Below are 16,145 nucleotides of genomic sequence, written 5' to 3' on the forward strand. Positions count from 1 at the left end.
GGACGCCAGAAATCAAGCTGTTGGGCTTCGCTATGCTCAGCGCCAACCTACGAGAGCGTCAATCCGCGTCATACCGGGCACTGAAGGCCTGGACGAAGGCGTTGCGCAGGATGTTGAAGAAAGCCTGTAGCGGACTGATGTCCTGGTTCTTCACGCTGCCCGAGAGATCTACCCGGGTGGCGAACTGGTCGCGGGGCTGGTTCTTGAGCAAGGTCTGGGCGGTGCCGACCACGGCTTCCCAGGCGCTCTCCAGGGCGTTCTTGTTGCGATTCTCGACGTCCTGCTGCCAGTCGAAGATATCGACGTTCTTCATCAGCGGTTTGACGTAGCCACTGAGCTGGCCGTCCACCGCCTTGGCCTCTACCACCACGTCGCCGCTGCCGGCGCGGAAATCGAACTTGCCGTAGGCGCGGGCGAAATCGTTGAGCTTGGGCAGGTCGATGTCGGTGACCCGCAAACGGAAATCGAAGTCGGTGAAGTCCTTGAAGGGATCGAAGCGGGCGCTGGCTTCCAGGGGCGCGCTGCCGAGGACGGCGGCCTTGCCTTCGAAGTGGGCGATGCGTTCGCCCTGGGCGTCGGCGGCGTTGGTCAGGTTGTAGAGGCTGGCGTTGACATCGGTGGCTACCAGATTCACCTGGGGCTTGGAGTTGAAGTTGCGGAAGGTCACCCGCCCGTTCACCACCCGCACCTCGTCGAGGGTGATGGAGATCAGCTTGTCCACCTGGTCCTGCCAGTCGGTGCCTTCACCGGTCTGCGACTGCTCCTTGCGCGCACCGCCGTCGACGAAGTTGAGTTCGGGGCGATCGAAGACGAGGCGCCCGACGATGGCATGGTCCTGCCACAGCGAACGCCAGCTCACCGCGATATCGATGCTGGGCGCCTTGAGAAAGGGCACCGGCACCTTGCCGTTGACCTTGACGATCTCCAGTCCCTCGATGCGATAGGCGCCGCGCCACCAGGCCAGGTCCACGTCGGTGATCTGGCCATGATAGTCGCCCATGTCCGCCAGCTTGTCGTTGAGGTAATGGCGGATCAGCAGCGGCGCGGCGAGGTGCAGGCACAGCAGCAGGACGACCAAGCCGATGAGGATGTAAAGAGGCAGACGCAGACGGCGGGACATGATGGCGACTCGGGGCGGACTCGTCCTCGGTCGACCCTGAGTAACGGGCCTGAGTTTCTCGTGAGTTTGCCTGGCGGGCTGACTTAGGACGCCGACATGGGCGAAAGCCTCTGCCTGGGCGGCTTGCATCCGTACCGGTCGTCGCTCCGCTACGCCTGGTTATGAGCTACTCGAACGGCAGACGCAAAAAAGCCGGCTTGTGGCCGGCTTTCGAGGGCGGGTTGAGCTGATTTTTGGTGAGCCCGGCCCGCCCGGGTTGCCCTTGCCGGGCAGAGAAATGATGCGCCGCCGCGGCTGCGCGTGGCGGCTGGCGGTGGGCCAGGACGCCTGTCGATCAGAAGTCCAGGGTGGCGGACACCTTAAGGGTGCGCGGATCGCCCTGGGTCAGGTAACCGCCAAAGGCGGATTCCCAATAGGCCTTGTTGGCCACGTTCTCGACGTTGGCGCGCAGGGTAACGTCTTTTTGCTCGACTTTGAAGCGATAACGCGCCCCGAGGTCGACGCGGGTCCAGGCCGGGATGCTCAGGTTGTTGGCCGCATCGGCGTATTGGCCGCCGGTGCGCAGCAGGCGGCCGTTGAGCGCCACCCCTGCAAGGCCTGGTACATCCCAGTCGGCGCCGAGGTTGTACTGGAAGCGCGGCACGCCGATGGCACGATTGCCGTCGTTGCTGCCGTTCTGGGTGCCCTTGAGCTCGGTGTCCATGAAGGTGGCGCCCGCCAGCAGGCGCAGGCCCAGCAGGGGCTCGCCGAAGACATTCAGCTCGACGCCGCGGTTTTCCTGTTCGCCGTCGCGGACGAAGAAGCCCTGGCCGTTGATATAGCCATCGGCAGGCTGCTCGATGCGATAGAGGCCAAAGGTGGCGCCAAAAGTACCTTGGTCATACTTGATGCCAGCCTCGGTCTGCTTGGAGCGGGCCGGCGAGAAAACTTGGCCAATGTTCAAGGCACCGTTGCCGGCGGTCGGGCCGGGCGCCAGGCCTTCAATGCGATTGGCGTACAGCGAGAGCTCATCGGTCAGCTTGTAGACGACGCCATAGATCGGGGTGGTGATGGATTGGTCGTACTTGGAGTTACGGGGGCCGTCGCCATAGGCATAGCCTTCGACCAGTAAGGATTGGCGACGAACGCCCAACGTGGTCAACAGGCGATCATCGAAGAAGCCCAAAGTGTCGGACAGCGCGAGGCTCTGGTTGGTGGTCTTGCCGGTGGTGCCCGGATCGTGCAGATCCCCCCCTATGAATCGACCGAATCGCGGATAGGCAACAGCTACTGGGTGGTCCAGATTGCTCGCGCCCGCAGGGAAGGCGAAGTCGTAGGCGTTCTTCTGCTCCGTCCAGATACTGGACGCGCCCAGGGCGATCTGGTGGCTGACGGGGCCGGTCTGCAGGCTGCCATTCAGGCCGGTCATGACGGTGCGGGAGTCGTCATCGTGGGGGATCTTCGACCCGCCGATGGTGAGATTGCCCGCCTCATCATTCAGGGTGGCGCTGCCGTAGGTCCCGTTCTCCCGGGTGTGCTTGCCGCCCATGGCGAGGTAGGCGGTCCAGCGGTCACTCAGGCCGTACTCGCCGCGCACCATGCCGAAGGTGTCTTCCAGCTGGGTACGGGTCCAGGGCGCGTTGTAGTTGGTATCGGACGAGGGGGCATGGGGCAGGCGGGTCAGGCGGCTGCCGAGCAGCAGGCTGTCGCGTCCGCCGTTGACCACCTGCTTCTGGTAGCCGAAGTCGGTGGAGAGGCGAAAGCGGTCGCCCCGGTAATCCAGTCCGGCGACGAACAGCTTGGATCTCTGGCTCTCGTCGTCGATGGCGGTATCGCCCTCGCGCTGCATCAGATTAATCCGGGCGCCGAAGCGGTTGTCCGCACCGAAGCGCTGGCCGAGGTCGAGATGCTGGCCGAGGCGGCCGTCGCTGGTGTAGTCGACGGTATAGCTGCGAGTCGGGGTGTCCTGGGCGCGCTTGGGCTGCAGGTTGACCGCGCCGCCGATGCCGGAGCCGGTAGGTGTCACGCCATTGATGAAGGCGTTGGGGCCCTTGAATACCTCGACCCGCTCCAGGGCTTCGGTGGCGATGATCTGCCGCGGCATGACGCCATAGAGGTTGTTGAAGGAGATGTCGTCACCGGTCAGCTTGTAGCCGCGGATAACGAAGTTCTGCGACTGGTTGGCATAGCCGCTGTACTGGCGCACCGAGGCGTCGTTGCTCAGCACCTCGCCGATGGTCTGGGCCTGCTGGTCCTGGATCAGCTTGGCGGTGTAGCTGGTAACGCTGAAGGGCACGCTCATGTTGTCCTGATTGCCCAGCACGCCCAGCTTGCCCCCGGTCGCCACCTGGCCACCGGTGTAGGCGGGCGGCGGAGCGTCCTTGGGCGCCTCGGTGGCAGTCACCGTGGTGGAGTCCAGTTGCACGGTGTCGCCGTTGGTTTGCGCCAGGGCGGGCGCGCCGGTGACGGCGCTCAGGGCGGCGATGGCCAGGGCGAGGGGCGAGAACGGGAAGACAAAGCGCGAGCGAGCCATGACGAGCGAATCCTGTATTGACGGGCCGGGGGCTCGAAGTCGCTGCCAGGACGACAGGATCACGAGTGGGAAGCGATCCTATTCGTTTATGATAACTGTTATCGTTAATTCGGATGAGCGTCATCTTTGCGCCGACCAACGCTAGCGCGATAACCTTTTCTGCAGCGGCAATGGATGCCGTCGGCCACGTGGCGAGCGGGCACAAAAAAGCCCGGCGAACCGGGCTTTTCGACAGCGGCGTGGATCAGCCCTTGTAGGCGGCCACGGCCTTGGTGATCTCGGCGCGGGCGGCGTCGGCGTCGCCCCAGCCTTCGACCTTGACCCACTTGCCCTTCTCCAGATCCTTGTAGTTCTCGAAGAAGTGCTTGATCTGCTCCAGCAGCAGGGCCGGCAGGTCGGTGTATTCCTTCACGTCCTTGTACAGGACGCTCAGCTTGTCGTGGGGGACGGCGATCAGCTTGGCGTCACCGCCGGCTTCGTCGGTCATGTGCAGCACGCCGACCGGACGGGCGCGGATCACGGCGCCGGGAGCGACCGGGTAGGGAGTCACGACCAGCACGTCCAGGGGGTCGCCATCGTCGGCCAGGGTGTTGGGGATGTAGCCGTAGTTGGCCGGGTAGAACATGGGGGTGGCCATGAAACGGTCGACGAAGAGGGCGTCGCTGTCCTTGTCGATCTCGTACTTGATCGGCGCGTGGTTGGCCGGAATCTCGATGGCGACGTAGATGTCGTTCGGCAGGTCTTTGCCGGCAGGAATCTTGCTGTAGCTCATGAACGGGTCCCTCTGGTCGGTTGGGAAAAGTGGCCGGGAGTATAGGCGCTTTCAGATCGGGGTTCGAGCTTCGGACCCCGGGGGTGTCGGCTGTGGCACGCTCGCCAGGCTGGCGGCGAGACGCTGGCGCGGATCCTGGCGGAACAGCTGCTGCAGCTGCTCGTACACCGCTGGATAGTGCTCGCTGAGCAGGTCGGGGGCGCTGAAGAAGTACTCGCAGGCGACGGCGAAGAATTCCTCGGGGCTTTCCGCCGCATAGGGGTCGAGGACAGTCTGCGCATCCGGATCGGCATCGAGCTGGCGATTGAGGTCGTCGTAGGCGCTCTGCAAGGCGCTGGTCCAGGCGGCCTGGGGCATGTCCTCGTGCAGCGGCGGCTGGCCATTGCACAGGCCACCGGCGAGCAGGTCGATGAGGTGGGCGAATTCGTGGATGACCAGGTTGTAGGCCTCCCAGCCGCCACTGGCCTGGATGCCGGGCCAGGCCAGCACCACCTGGCCGCGATCCCAGGCTTCGCCGTCGCGTTCCTCGTCCCACTCGTGTTCCAGGCCACCTTCGTCGCGATGGCGCTGCGGACTGACGAAGGCGTCCGGGTAGACGACGATCTCGCGGACGTTGGGATAGAGCGCCGCTTCCGGCAGGTGCAGCAGCGGCAAGAGCGCCTGGGCGGCCAGCAGCAGGCGGTCGCCGTCGTCCAGTTCTAGACCCTGGAGCAGGGTGAGGCGCTTCTCGGCGAGAAACAGCACGCAGTGCTCGCGTAGCCAGGTGTCCTCGGCGGCACTCAGGCCATCGAGGATCGGCAGGCGCTGACGCAGGCGCGCCCAGAGTTCATCGGCGATGGCGACCCGCTCCAGCAGGCGCCGCTCGCGCCAGGCGCGCCAGAAGCCCAAGGGCTCAGACTCCGCTCTGGACTGCGGCGCGCCGGCTCTTGATCAGGCCGAGGATCATCGGCAGCAGGGAGATGCCGATGATGGCCAGCACCATCAGGGTGAGGTTCTGCTTGATGAAGGGCACGTTGCCGAAGAAGTAGCCCAGACTCACCAAACCGCCGACCCAGAGCAGCGAACCGAGCACGCTGTAGCCGAGAAAGTAGGGGTAGTGCATGCGCCCGACGCCGGCGACGAAGGGGGCGAAGGTACGGATGATGGGCAGGAAGCGCGCCAGGGTGATGGTCTTGCCGCCGTGGTGCTCGTAGAAGGCCTGGGTGCGCAGCAGGTAGTCGCGGCGGAACACCTTGGAGTGGGGATTGCTGAACAGCTTGTCGCCGGCGAAGCGGCCGATCAGGTAATTGGTGCTGTCGCCCGTCACCGCAGCGAACATCAGCAGGCCGGCCAGCAGATAGGGGTCCATGTCGCCCAGAGCGGATAAAGCGCCAGCGATGAACAACAGGGAGTCGCCAGGCAGGAAGGGCATGACCACCAGACCTGTCTCGCAGAAGATCACGGCGAAGAGGATGACGTAGATCCAGGTACCGTACTGGGCTACCAACCCGCTGAGATAGACGTCGAGGTGCAGGATCAGATCGATCGGGTTGAATTCCATGGAGCGTGCCTACCGTGGTTGCAAGGGTCCGGCGGCGATTATAAAGGCAGCCGGGACCGGGTTTTGTGGCCTGGTCGAGATCGGCGCCGGGAAAAAACGCCAGCCGCTCAGAGGTCACGGTAGGGCAAAGGTTCAGTCCCGCGCCTAGATGGGCACGGGACTGTTGGACCGGTTCTCAGCCCAGCGCCATGTCGATCACCACCCGACCCTCGATGCCGCCTTCATGCATGCGGGCGAAGATGTCGTTGATGTTCTCCAGCGGCTCGGCGCTCACCGTGGCCTTGACCTTGCCTTCGCCGGCGAAGTCCAGCGCCTCCTGCAGGTCCAGGCGAGTGCCGACGATGGAGCCCCGTACCGTGGTGCCATTGAGCACCATGTCGAAGATCGACAGCGGGAAGTCACCCGGCGGCAGGCCGTTGAGGGCGATGGTGCCACCGCGACGGGTCATGCCGATGGCCTGTTCGAAGGCCTTGGGCGAAACCGCCGTGACCAGAGCGCCGTGGGCACCGCCGATCTCCTGCTTCAGGTAGGCCGCCGGATCCTGCTCGCGGGCGTTGACCGTGACCTCGGCGCCCAGCCGGCGGGCGAGGTCGAGCTTCCGGTCGTCCACATCCACCGCCGCCACGTTCAGGCCCATGGCCCGGGCGTACTGCACCGCCATGTGGCCCAGCCCGCCGATGCCGGAGATCACCACCCAGTTGCCCGGCTTGGTGTCGGTCATCTTCAGGCCCTTGTAGACGGTGACCCCGGCGCAGAGGATGGGCGCGATCTCGACGAAGCCGACGTTATCCGGCAGCCGGCCGACGTAGCCGGCATCGGCCAGGGTGTATTCGGCGAAGCCGCCATTCACCGAGTAGCCGGTGTTCTGCTGGGATTCACAGAGGGTCTCCCAGCCGCCCAGGCAGTGCTCGCAATGGCCACAGGTGGAATACAGCCAGGGCACCCCGACCCGGTCGCCTTCCTTGACATGGGTGACCCCGGCGCCCACCGCCACCACATGACCGACGCCTTCGTGACCGGGGATGAAAGGCGGATTGGGCTTGACCGGCCAATCGCCCTGGGCGGCATGCAGGTCGGTGTGGCAGACGCCACTGGCGGCGATCTTGACCAGTACCTGGCCGGCGCCCGGGGTAGGCACCTCGACTTCGCGGAATTCCAGGGGTTTGCCAAAGGCGGTGACGACAGCGGCTTTCATTGTTTTAGGCATGACGAGTCCCTCATGGATGCATGATGCGTGGATGAAGCCAGACGGGGCCTGCGCCGGGACGCACCTGTCCACCGCGGGCGGCCGGTGCGTCTAGCGTCGGCCACCCACGGGGAGCGGGTGTTGATCCAGGTCAGGTGGGAGGCGCGCCCCTACTTCCTGCTGAGGCGCGCCATCCAGGCGTCGGCACCGATCACGAACTGCCGCGCTTCGGCCAAACTGCGTTGGAAATAGCCTCGGAATGCTCATTTACGCTGAGTAAACTGCGCTTCCTTGGCTATTTCCGCCTTGTTTGGCTCTAGCGCACCAGCCCGTGATTCGGCACCTAAAAGAAGCCCAGCGGATTGATGTCGTAGCTGACCAGCAGATTCTTGGTCTGCTGGTAGTGGTCGAGCATCATCTTGTGGGTTTCACGGCCGACGCCGGATTTCTTGTAGCCGCCGAAGGCAGCGTGGGCGGGGTAGAGGTGGTAGCAGTTGGTCCAGACGCGACCGGCCTTGATGCCGCGGCCCATGCGGTAGGCGCGATTGATGTCGCGGGTCCAGACGCCGGCGCCGAGTCCGAACTCGGTGTCGTTGGCGATGGCCAGGGCCTCGGCTTCGTCCTTGAAGGTGGTCACCCCGATCACCGGGCCGAAGATCTCTTCCTGGAAGACGCGCATCTTGTTGTGGCCCTTGAGCAGGGTCGGCTGGATGTAATAGCCGCTGGCCAGGTCGCCCTGCAGTTTCTCGACGTTGCCGCCGGTGAGGAACTCGGCGCCTTCCTCGCGGGCGATCTCCAGGTAGGAGACGATCTTCTCGAACTGCTGCTGGGAAGCCTGGGCACCGACCATGGTCTCGGTATCTAGCGGATCGCCGCGCTTGATCTGGGCGATCTTCTTCATCACCGCTTCCATGAAGGGGGCGTAGATGGATTCCTGCACCAGGGCGCGGGACGGGCAGGTGCAGACCTCGCCCTGGTTGAAGAAGCCCAGCACCAGACCTTCGGCGGCCTTCTCGATGAAGCTCGGCTCGGCCTGCATGATGTCTTCGAAATAGATGTTGGGCGACTTGCCACCCAGCTCCACAGTACTGGGAATGATGTTCTTGGCCGCGCAGGAAAGGATGTGCGAGCCCACCGGGGTGGAGCCGGTAAAGGCGATCTTGGCGATGCGGGTGCTGGTGGCCAGCGCCTCGCCGGCTTCCTTGCCATAGCCCTGCACCACGTTGAGCACGCCGGGCGGCAGCAGGTCGCCGACGATCTCGGCGAACAGGGTGATGGACAGCGGCGTCTGCTCGGCGGGCTTGAGCACCACGCAGTTGCCGGCGGCCAGCGCCGGGGCCAGCTTCCAGGCGGCCATCAACAGCGGGAAGTTCCAGGGGATGATCTGGCCGACCACGCCCAATGGCTCGTGGAAGTGATAGCTGGCGGTGTTGTCGTTGATCTCGGCGGCGCTGCCTTCCTGGGCGCGGATGCAGCCGGCGAAGTAGCGGAAGTGGTCGGCGGCCAGGGGCACGTCGGCGTTGAGCGTTTCGCGCACCGCCTTGCCGTTGTCCCAGGTCTCGGCGACGGCCAGTTTTTCCAGGTTCTGTTCGATGCGGTCGGCGATCTTGAGCAGGATCAGCGAGCGGTCCTGCACCGAGGTGCGGCCCCAGGCATCGGCGGCGGCGTGGGCGGCGTCCAGGGCGCGTTCGATGTCGGCTGCGTCGGAACGGGGGAATTCACCGATCACCGAGCCGTTCACCGGGGAGGTGTTGGTGAAGTACTGGCCTTTCACCGGGGCAACGAATTCGCCGCCGATGTAGTTGCCGTAGCGGGCCTGCAGGGTCAGCAAGGCGTCTTGGGTGCCGGGAGCTGCGTAGCGCATGGTGGGTCTCCTGTTTGTTCTTGTATGAAGCGGCGCTCCGATCCTGAGCAAGGCGCGGGCCAAGTCAGGCGAACCCGCATGGATGCGGCCTTGCGGGCTTTTCCAGGGAGTGCCGTCACCTGTCACTGTGACAGAGGTGTCACCCCTTGGCGTGACAGCCTGTCACCTGGGGGTGACAGCGTGCGCAGTCCGACCGATTTGGCCTATGCTGGAGGCCGCGCAGACGCCCCCGCGGAGGACAACGACAATGGCCGCCACCCCGTCCGATCGTCATGCGAGCCAGGTGCTCGAACTCGCCCGCGGCGCCGTCCCTGACGGCCCGGCCAGCGATCCGGCCATCGCCCGCTCCTGGCGGCGCTGTCTCGACGAACACCAGCTGGACCCGGCCGCGCGCGTGGCGCCCTGGGTGCTGGAGCGCGCCCGCTTCGACGAGCACCGCCAGCGCCAGCAGCGAGTGCTGCAGATCGCCCGTGGGCAGATGAATTCCCTGCACCAGCAACTGGGCGGCGCCGGCCATGCCGTGCTGCTCACCGATGCCCGCGGGTTGATCCTCGATTGCGTGACCGCCGACGCCGAGCGCGAGATCTTCCAGCAGGCCGGACTGTGGCTGGGCGCCGACTGGAGCGAGGCCTGCGAGGGCACCAACGGCATCGGCACCTGCGTGGTGGAGCGCCAGGCGCTGACCATCCATCGCGACGAACACTTTCGCAGTCGCCATACCCAGCTGACCTGCTCGGCCAGTCCGGTCTTCGATCCAGCAGGGGAGCTGCTGGCGGTGCTGGATGTCTCCAGCGCCCGCCAGGAAGCCTCGCGCCAGGGCCAGTTCCACACCATGGCGCTGGTCAATCTTTCAGCCAAGCTGATCGAGAGTTGCTATTTCCTCGACCGCTACGCCGAGGGTTACCTGCTGCGCTTCCATGCCCAGGCGGCCTATGTCGGCCTGCTCAGCGAGGGCCTGCTGGCCTTCGACGACGAGGGGCGCGTCCAGGCCGCCAACGAAACCGCGCTGATGCTGCTCGGGCTGGCGCGCAGTGCGGTGCTGGGGCAGCGGATGGAAAGCCTGTTCGAGTTGCGGCTGGACGACCTGCTGGAACGTGCCCGCCCGCACCCCAGCGCCTGCTGGGCGTTGCGTGGACGCCAGGGGCAGGGTTTACACGGCCTGGTGCGCGGTCCCCAGGTGCGCCCGGTCACCCCGGTGGCGGTGCCCAAGACGCCCGCGCCCAGTGGTATCTGCCTGGCCGATCCGGCCCTGGCGCGGGACTTCACCCGGGCGCTCAAGGTCCTGGAGCGCGATGTGCCGGTACTGCTGCACGGCGAGACCGGCACCGGCAAGGAAGCCTTCGCCAGCGCTCTGCACCGCGCCAGCAGTCGCGCCGGTCAGGCCTTCGTCGCCCTCAATTGCGCGGCCATCCCGGAAACCCTGATCGAGAGCGAGCTGTTCGGCTATCGCGGCGGCAGCTTCACCGGGGCGCGCAAGGAAGGCATGGCCGGCAAGTTGCAGCAGGCCGATGGCGGCATCTTCTTTCTCGACGAGATCGGCGACATGCCCCTGGCCTTGCAGACCCGTCTGTTAAGGGTGCTGGAAGAGCGCCAGGTGGTGCCCCTCGGTGGCGGCGCGCCCCGCGCCCTGGACCTGCGCCTGATCAGCGCCAGCCACCGCGACCTGGAGGCCCTGGTGGCGGCCGGCAGCTTTCGCGAAGACCTCTACTATCGCCTGCGCGGCCTGGTGGTGACCCTGCCAGCCCTGCGTGAGCGCAGTGACCGCGGCGAACTGCTCGATCTGCTGCTGGCCGAGGAGGCCCGCGGCGAGTCGATCCGTCTCGATCCGGCGGCGCGCGCCTGCCTGCTCGCCCAGCCCTGGCCCGGCAACGTCCGCCAGTTGCGTACCGTGCTGCGCACCCTGGTAGCGCTGAGCGAAGACGGCCATATCGGCCTGGACGAGCTACCGGCCGATTGCCGTAGCGCCAGGGCACCCGTACACGCCAGCGCGGCACCGATCGACAGCGCCCGGGAGGAACTGCGTGCGGTGCTGGACGACTGCCACTGGCAGATGACTCGCGCCGCCAAGCGCCTAGGGGTGAGTCGCAACACCCTCTATCGTTGGCTGCATCAACACGGTCTGCAACGTCCGCAGGACTAACGCGCCGCCTTCTGGCAAAGATGAGCGATGCAAGGCGAGACGAACAGGCTGCCCTGGTAGGCGCCGGCCAGGGTGCGGCTGGCGACCAGGGTCCATAGCAGTGCAAGAAGCACCACCAGCACGGTGCCCAGGCCGGTAAAGAAGGGCGCCGCCAGGGCTTCCCCCAGGCGCAGGGTGGTCAGGGCATAGACGCCCAGGGGAAAGGTGAAGCCCCACCAGCTCAGGTTGAAGGGCATGCCCTCACGGGCCTGGCGCTGGGTCACCAGTACGGCCAGCGCCAGCCACCAGAGTCCGAGGCCCCAGAGCAGCACCGCGCCCAGCAATCCCAGGCCCTGGGCGATCTCGCCGATGCCGGCCAGGCCATGGGCGGCAAACACTGTCGGTGCATCGGCGCCCAGTATCAGCAGGCCCAGGGCGCCGGTGGCGATCGGTCCCAACGCCAGCCAGCTCGACGCGGCCATGTTGGCCGGCGGCAGCTTGTGCAGCGCCAGGCGCAACAACAGGATCACCAGCAGGCTGAGGGCGACCGGCACCGAATAGGCCCAGAGCACATAGCTGGCGACGAGCACCGTGAATTGCTCGCCAGCCGCCAGGTGCGGCACCAGCAGACCGCCGCTAGCGGCGACCACCTCCGCGGCCACCACGGGCAGCAGCCAGACGGCGGTCATCTGGTCGATGCGGTGCGCCTGGCGGGTAAACATCAGATAAGGAATCAACACCCCACAGGCCAGGGCCATGGCCGCATCTAGCCACCAGAGGCCGAGCGCCAGGGGCAGCACCGCCTCGCCCCAGCGTGGCAGGCCGAACAGCAGCAGGCCGTTGATCAGGGTCGCCAGACCCATGGGAATGGTGCCGATGAACATCGAAACCGTGGCGTGAGCGAAGATCTCGCGGGCCTCGCGGTAGAACAGCAGCCAGCGGACGGCATAGAGCCCGATGAACAGGCTGAACAGCAGGGCATTGAACAGCCAGAGGCCTTCGGCGAGGGCGTGCAGTCCGGGCAGCGGCAGAGGAAAGGCCGCCAGGGCGAGGGCCAGGATACCGGTGCCCATGGTCACGGCGAACCAGTGGGGGGTGAACTGGCGGATGACCTCCAGCGGGCGGTCGAGGTGGCGGAAGGGTTTGCACCCCTGGCGCAGGGCCAGGGCATCGGCAAGAGACATGGCAGGACTCCTGAAACGGAATGGCCCTAGCCTAGGCAGGCAGTCTTATCATTGAAAGCGAAGTAATTTGAATAATTAATCCAAGGGGTAGATAAGGCACTGTTCTTCCGGGCGATACGTCGTCTCACTGTCAGGACGTGGCGACGTGCCCGATCTGGTTGACGCCCGCACCCCTGGCATCGCCCGGTTTGCTGTCCTTGACCAGGCATCCGCGACGGCCATCGCTCCGGCGGCGCGGCCCCCCGTGCTAACCTTGCCGCCGTTCAATCTGCAGCGGAGCCCGCCTGTCATGCACATCCACATCCTCGGTATCTGCGGCACCTTCATGGGGTCGCTCGCGGTGCTGGCCAAGGAAGCCGGCCATCGCGTGACCGGCTCCGACGCCAACGTCTATCCGCCCATGAGCACCCAGCTGGAGGCCCAGGGCATCGAGCTGACCCAGGGCTACGATCCGGCGCAACTCGATCCGGCCCCGGACTTGGTGGTGATCGGTAATGCCCTGTCGCGCGGCAATCCGGCGGTGGAATACGTACTGGACCAAGGGCTGCCCTATGTCTCCGGTCCCCAGTGGCTGGCCGAGCATGTGCTGCAGGGCCGCTGGGTGCTGGCAGTCGCCGGGACCCACGGCAAGACCACCACCACCAGCATGCTGGCCTGGGTGCTGGAGCACGCCGGCATGAGCCCGGGCTTTCTCATCGGCGGGGTGCCACAGAATTTCGGCATCTCGGCGCGCCTGGGCGGTACGCCCTTCTTCGTGGTGGAAGCCGACGAATACGACAGCGCCTTCTTCGACAAGAGATCCAAGTTCGTCCACTACCGGCCGCGGACCACCATCCTCAACAACCTGGAATACGATCACGCGGACATCTTTCCGGATCTGGCGGCCATCGAGCGGCAGTTCCATCACCTGGTGCGGACCATTCCCAGCAGTGGCCTGGTCATCCATCCCACCGCCGAGACGGCCCTGGCGCGGGTGCTGGAGATGGGTTGCTGGACCCCGGTGCAGACCACCGGCGAAGGTGGCCAATGGCAGGCCCGCCTGCTGGCCGAGGACGGCTCGCGCTTCGAGGTGCTGTTCGACGGCGAGGTGCAGGGCACCGTGAACTGGGAACTGACCGGCCAGCACAACGTGGCCAATGCCCTGGCCACCCTGGCAGCGGCTCGTCATGTCGGTGTGGTGCCGGGTATGGGCGTCGCCGCCCTGAGCGAATTCCGCAGTGTGAAGCGGCGTATGGAGAAGGTCGCCGAGGTGCGCGGCGTGACCGTCTACGACGACTTCGCCCACCATCCCACCGCCATCGCCACCACCCTGCAGGGGCTGCGCGCCCGGGTTGGCAGCGAGCGGATCATCGCCGTCATCGAGCCGCGCTCCAATTCCATGAAACTGGGCGCCCACCGCGACGGCCTGCCGGCCAGCGTCACCGGCGCCGACAGCGTCATCTGGTACGCCCCGCCGAATCTGGGTTGGGACCTGGCTGGAACCGCCGCAGCCTGCCAGGTGCCCGCGGTGGTCTGCGACTCCCTGGAGGCCATCATCGAGCGCGTCAAGGCGGAACTGGACGGCCCCACCCATGTGGTGATCATGAGCAACGGCGGTTTCGGCGGCCTGCACGGCAAGCTGGCCGCGGCCCTGGAGCAGGCATGATGGCCGGCCCGGAACGCATCACCCTGGCCCTGACCGGCGCCTCCGGCTCCCAGTATGGCCTGCGCCTGCTGGACTGCCTGGTGCAGGAGGAGCGCGAGGTGCACTTCCTCATCTCCAAGGCTGCACAACTGGTGATGGCCACCGAGACCGACGTGGTGCTGCCACCCAAGCCCCAGGCCATGCAGGCCTTTCTTACCGAATACACCGGCGCGGCCCCCGGCCAGGTACGGGTGTTCGGCCAGAGCGACTGGATGGCGCCGCCGGCGTCCGGCTCCAGCGCCCCGGCGGCCATGGTGGTCTGCCCCTGTTCCACCGGCACCCTCTCGGCCATCGCCACCGGCGCCAGCAACAACCTCATCGAACGCGCCGCCGACGTAGCCCTCAAGGAACGCCGTCAGCTGGTGCTGGTGCCGCGTGAGTCACCGTTCTCCAGCATCCATCTGGAGAATATGCTCAAGCTGTCCAACCTGGGGGTGACCATCCTGCCGGCCTCGCCGGGCTTCTACCACCAGCCGCAGACCCTCGACGACCTGGTGGACTTCGTGGTGGCACGCATCCTCAACACCCTGGGCATCCCCCAGGACATGCTGCCGCGCTGGGGCGAACATCACCTGTCCGGCAACGATGACTAGAATCGTGCGTCTCGGCCTGCTACTGACGGCCGTCCTGGCCCTTGGCGGCTGCGCTACGGTGCGTACCCTGGACGCCGCCAAGCCCGGCGCGCCGGTGGTCTATGCCGGTACCCGGCTGGATCTCTATGCGCTGCAGGGCGGCTGCTGCGCCCAGGAGCGCTTTGGCGCCGAGGCGCCGGCCTGGCCGGTGCTGGACCTGCCCGCCAGCGCCCTGCTCGATACCCTGCTGCTGCCGCTGTCCCTGCCGGCCGCTATCGGTGGGCAGGGCAGCGTGCGCGGTGGGCTTTGACGGCCAGGCGTCAATCCGTACGGGCAAGCAGCGCGAGTAGGCTCAGTTCGAGTTCGTCGCGTGCTTGCTCGGCGGTGATGTCGCCGGCCACCGCGGCGTTGGAGAGCGCCTCGGCCGCCCCCAGGAAACCCCAGAGGCTGGCGATCGATAAGCCCGTGGGTCCCGCAAAGGGTGCCAGGGCGGCCAGGCACTTTTCGATGAAGGCGAGCTGGTAACGACGTTTCACCGCGAGCAATTCCGGGGACCCGGTCAGAGCGGCCAAGACCTCGGCGATATCGCGTCCCTGGGTGAGTACGCAATCGACATAGCTGGCGGCCAGGACGCGCGCCTTGGCCTCTCGGTTGGGTTGGGAGGCGGCGACGGCAGCATCGAACAGCGCGGTTTGGCGGGCATCGTAATCCTCATACAGGGCTGCCAGCAGGCCGTTGCGACTCCCGAAGTGATCGTAGACCAAGGGCTTGGTAACCCCTGCCACCTCGCTGAGGTGGATCAGCGTGAGCGCATCGGTACCCTCGTCAGCGATCAGTCGCCACGCGGCATCCAGCAATTGGCGCGTGCGGGCCTCACGGGATAGGCGTCTTCGCGGGGAGATGCCAGGGGTGGATGTCATTCAGGTGGGGCCTCTTGGGTACGGTGCGCGGCGAACAGATGTTGCCCCAGGAAACGGGCCCGCTGGAGATGGGCTTCGGGATAGCCGTCGTCGGAAGCCAGGAGCAGCGTTGATGTCTTCACCGGAGCCCCGCAGTAGCCGAAGATGCCGTGATCGATCTGGGTTTTCATGGCCACCTCGTAGCCGTGTCGGTCGAGGGTGCCGCGATCCGCGCCACCCAAGGCGACCAGATGAACGGGTAGCCAGCCTAGCTTTTTCACCAGGGTGCCATCCTTGTCTTCGTAGGCCCAGCCGTAGCTGAAGACCCGGTCGATCCAGCCTTTGAGGACCGCCGGGAAGGACCACCAATACAGGGGATAGACCAGCACCAGAGCATCTGCCCGTGCCACTCTGGTCTGTTCGGCGGCGATATCGGCGGCCGGATCATGGTCTCCACGAAATAGCGCGAGATCTTCTCTGTTGAAGCGTGGATCGAAGCCCTCGCTGATGAGATCGGCGATTTCCCATGAGTCCGTGGAACTGGCAGCGTCAATACCCTGGGCGAGCTGAGCGGCGACCGCTTGGGTCAGGGAATCCTGCAGGGGGTGAGCAACGACGATGAGTGCATGCATGAGAATGACCTCATAGGTTAATTTACCAAAGGTAACTTACTATTGGTAAATTGTGCCGTCT

The 16,145-nt window shown here is 65.8% G+C and carries 14 protein-coding genes; 4 read left to right on the plus strand and 10 right to left on the minus strand.

What is annotated here, in order from left to right:
- Positions 1–58: 58 nt before the first annotated feature.
- The 7 genes from LRS53_RS09690 to exaC all read right to left on the minus strand — a co-directional run bounded on the left by LRS53_RS09690 (position 59) and on the right by exaC (position 8,994).
- On the minus strand, positions 59–1,120 hold the full coding sequence (locus tag LRS53_RS09690; RefSeq protein ID WP_231355728.1) for a DUF748 domain-containing protein: 1,062 nt from the start codon (positions 1,118–1,120) through the stop codon (positions 59–61).
- Between the two features lie 334 nt (positions 1,121–1,454).
- Positions 1,455–3,632: a TonB-dependent receptor gene (locus LRS53_RS09695; RefSeq protein WP_231355729.1), complete on the minus strand. Its 2,178-nt coding sequence runs from the start codon at positions 3,630–3,632 to the stop codon at positions 1,455–1,457.
- A gap of 244 nt (positions 3,633–3,876) precedes the next feature.
- On the minus strand, positions 3,877–4,404 hold the full coding sequence (ppa, locus tag LRS53_RS09700) for an inorganic diphosphatase (protein ID WP_007161198.1): 528 nt from the start codon (positions 4,402–4,404) through the stop codon (positions 3,877–3,879).
- 51 nt (positions 4,405–4,455) lie between these two features.
- Entirely contained in the window at positions 4,456–5,292 is an 837-nt protein-coding gene (locus LRS53_RS09705) for a zinc-dependent peptidase (protein WP_231355730.1), read from the minus strand.
- A gap of 4 nt (positions 5,293–5,296) precedes the next feature.
- Positions 5,297–5,944: a DedA family protein gene (locus LRS53_RS09710; RefSeq protein ID WP_017642870.1), complete on the minus strand. Its 648-nt coding sequence runs from the start codon at positions 5,942–5,944 to the stop codon at positions 5,297–5,299.
- Between the two features lie 175 nt (positions 5,945–6,119).
- Positions 6,120–7,151, minus strand: a complete 1,032-nt coding sequence (gene adhP, locus LRS53_RS09715; RefSeq protein WP_026084062.1) for an alcohol dehydrogenase AdhP — start codon at positions 7,149–7,151, stop codon at positions 6,120–6,122.
- A 322-nt stretch (positions 7,152–7,473) separates the two neighbouring features.
- On the minus strand, positions 7,474–8,994 hold the full coding sequence (exaC, locus tag LRS53_RS09720) for an acetaldehyde dehydrogenase ExaC (protein ID WP_184289988.1): 1,521 nt from the start codon (positions 8,992–8,994) through the stop codon (positions 7,474–7,476).
- Positions 8,995–9,241: 247 nt separating this feature from the next.
- On the opposite strand from exaC, the gene LRS53_RS09725 reads away from it, so the two are divergent.
- A complete protein-coding gene (locus LRS53_RS09725) occupies positions 9,242–11,134 on the plus strand; it encodes a sigma-54-dependent Fis family transcriptional regulator (RefSeq protein ID WP_231355731.1) in 1,893 nt (630 codons plus the stop codon).
- On the opposite strand, the gene LRS53_RS09730 is transcribed toward LRS53_RS09725, so the two are convergent.
- Positions 11,131–12,297, minus strand: coding sequence for a C4-dicarboxylate ABC transporter (locus tag LRS53_RS09730; protein WP_231355732.1), 1,167 nt, complete (start codon positions 12,295–12,297; stop codon positions 11,131–11,133). The two genes, LRS53_RS09725 and LRS53_RS09730, sit on opposite strands and share 4 nt — an antisense overlap.
- 289 nt (positions 12,298–12,586) lie before the next feature.
- Here LRS53_RS09730 and mpl point away from each other — a divergent pair, with 289 nt between their 5' ends.
- The 3 genes from mpl to LRS53_RS09745 are packed head-to-tail and all read left to right on the plus strand — an operon-like array spanning position 12,587 to position 14,863.
- On the plus strand, positions 12,587–13,942 hold the full coding sequence (mpl, locus tag LRS53_RS09735; RefSeq protein ID WP_231355733.1) for a UDP-N-acetylmuramate:L-alanyl-gamma-D-glutamyl-meso-diaminopimelate ligase: 1,356 nt from the start codon (positions 12,587–12,589) through the stop codon (positions 13,940–13,942).
- Positions 13,942–14,574, plus strand: a complete 633-nt coding sequence (ubiX, locus tag LRS53_RS09740; protein WP_026084064.1) for a flavin prenyltransferase UbiX — start codon at positions 13,942–13,944, stop codon at positions 14,572–14,574. Before mpl ends, ubiX begins: the two co-directional genes overlap by 1 nt.
- On the plus strand, positions 14,567–14,863 hold the full coding sequence (locus LRS53_RS09745) for a YceK/YidQ family lipoprotein (RefSeq protein WP_231355734.1): 297 nt from the start codon (positions 14,567–14,569) through the stop codon (positions 14,861–14,863). The genes ubiX and LRS53_RS09745 overlap by 8 nt, the downstream gene beginning before the upstream one ends.
- 10 nt (positions 14,864–14,873) lie before the next feature.
- Here the strand turns inward: LRS53_RS09745 and LRS53_RS09750 are convergent, their stop codons facing one another.
- Positions 14,874–15,473, minus strand: coding sequence for a TetR/AcrR family transcriptional regulator (locus LRS53_RS09750; RefSeq protein WP_231355735.1), 600 nt, complete (start codon positions 15,471–15,473; stop codon positions 14,874–14,876).
- A complete protein-coding gene (locus tag LRS53_RS09755; protein ID WP_231355736.1) occupies positions 15,470–16,084 on the minus strand; it encodes an NAD(P)H-dependent oxidoreductase in 615 nt (204 codons plus the stop codon). Before LRS53_RS09755 ends, LRS53_RS09750 begins: the two co-directional genes overlap by 4 nt.
- Positions 16,085–16,145: the final 61 nt, after the last annotated feature.

The organism is Pseudomonas sp. PLB05, assembly GCF_021106615.1.
GTDB classification, from domain to species: Bacteria; Pseudomonadota; Gammaproteobacteria; order Pseudomonadales; family Pseudomonadaceae; genus Chryseomonas; species Chryseomonas benzopyrenica.

Excerpts from the sequence above, each read along its gene's own strand:
- LRS53_RS09755 (WP_231355736.1), bottom strand. The coding sequence starts at position 16,084 with ATGCATGCACTCATCGTCGTTGCTCACCCCCTGCAGGATTCCCTGACC.
- LRS53_RS09745 (WP_231355734.1), top strand. The coding sequence starts at position 14,567 with ATGACTAGAATCGTGCGTCTCGGCCTGCTACTGACGGCCGTCCTGGCC.
- LRS53_RS09690 (WP_231355728.1), bottom strand. The coding sequence starts at position 1,120 with ATGTCCCGCCGTCTGCGTCTGCCTCTTTACATCCTCATCGGCTTGGTC.
- LRS53_RS09695 (WP_231355729.1), bottom strand. The coding sequence starts at position 3,632 with ATGGCTCGCTCGCGCTTTGTCTTCCCGTTCTCGCCCCTCGCCCTGGCC.
- adhP (WP_026084062.1), bottom strand. The coding sequence starts at position 7,151 with ATGCCTAAAACAATGAAAGCCGCTGTCGTCACCGCCTTTGGCAAACCC.
- ubiX (WP_026084064.1), top strand. The coding sequence starts at position 13,942 with ATGGCCGGCCCGGAACGCATCACCCTGGCCCTGACCGGCGCCTCCGGC.
- LRS53_RS09750 (WP_231355735.1), bottom strand. The coding sequence starts at position 15,473 with ATGACATCCACCCCTGGCATCTCCCCGCGAAGACGCCTATCCCGTGAG.
- LRS53_RS09730 (WP_231355732.1), bottom strand. The coding sequence starts at position 12,297 with ATGTCTCTTGCCGATGCCCTGGCCCTGCGCCAGGGGTGCAAACCCTTC.
- exaC (WP_184289988.1), bottom strand. The coding sequence starts at position 8,994 with ATGCGCTACGCAGCTCCCGGCACCCAAGACGCCTTGCTGACCCTGCAG.
- mpl (WP_231355733.1), top strand. The coding sequence starts at position 12,587 with ATGCACATCCACATCCTCGGTATCTGCGGCACCTTCATGGGGTCGCTC.
- LRS53_RS09710 (WP_017642870.1), bottom strand. The coding sequence starts at position 5,944 with ATGGAATTCAACCCGATCGATCTGATCCTGCACCTCGACGTCTATCTC.
- LRS53_RS09725 (WP_231355731.1), top strand. The coding sequence starts at position 9,242 with ATGGCCGCCACCCCGTCCGATCGTCATGCGAGCCAGGTGCTCGAACTC.
- ppa (WP_007161198.1), bottom strand. The coding sequence starts at position 4,404 with ATGAGCTACAGCAAGATTCCTGCCGGCAAAGACCTGCCGAACGACATC.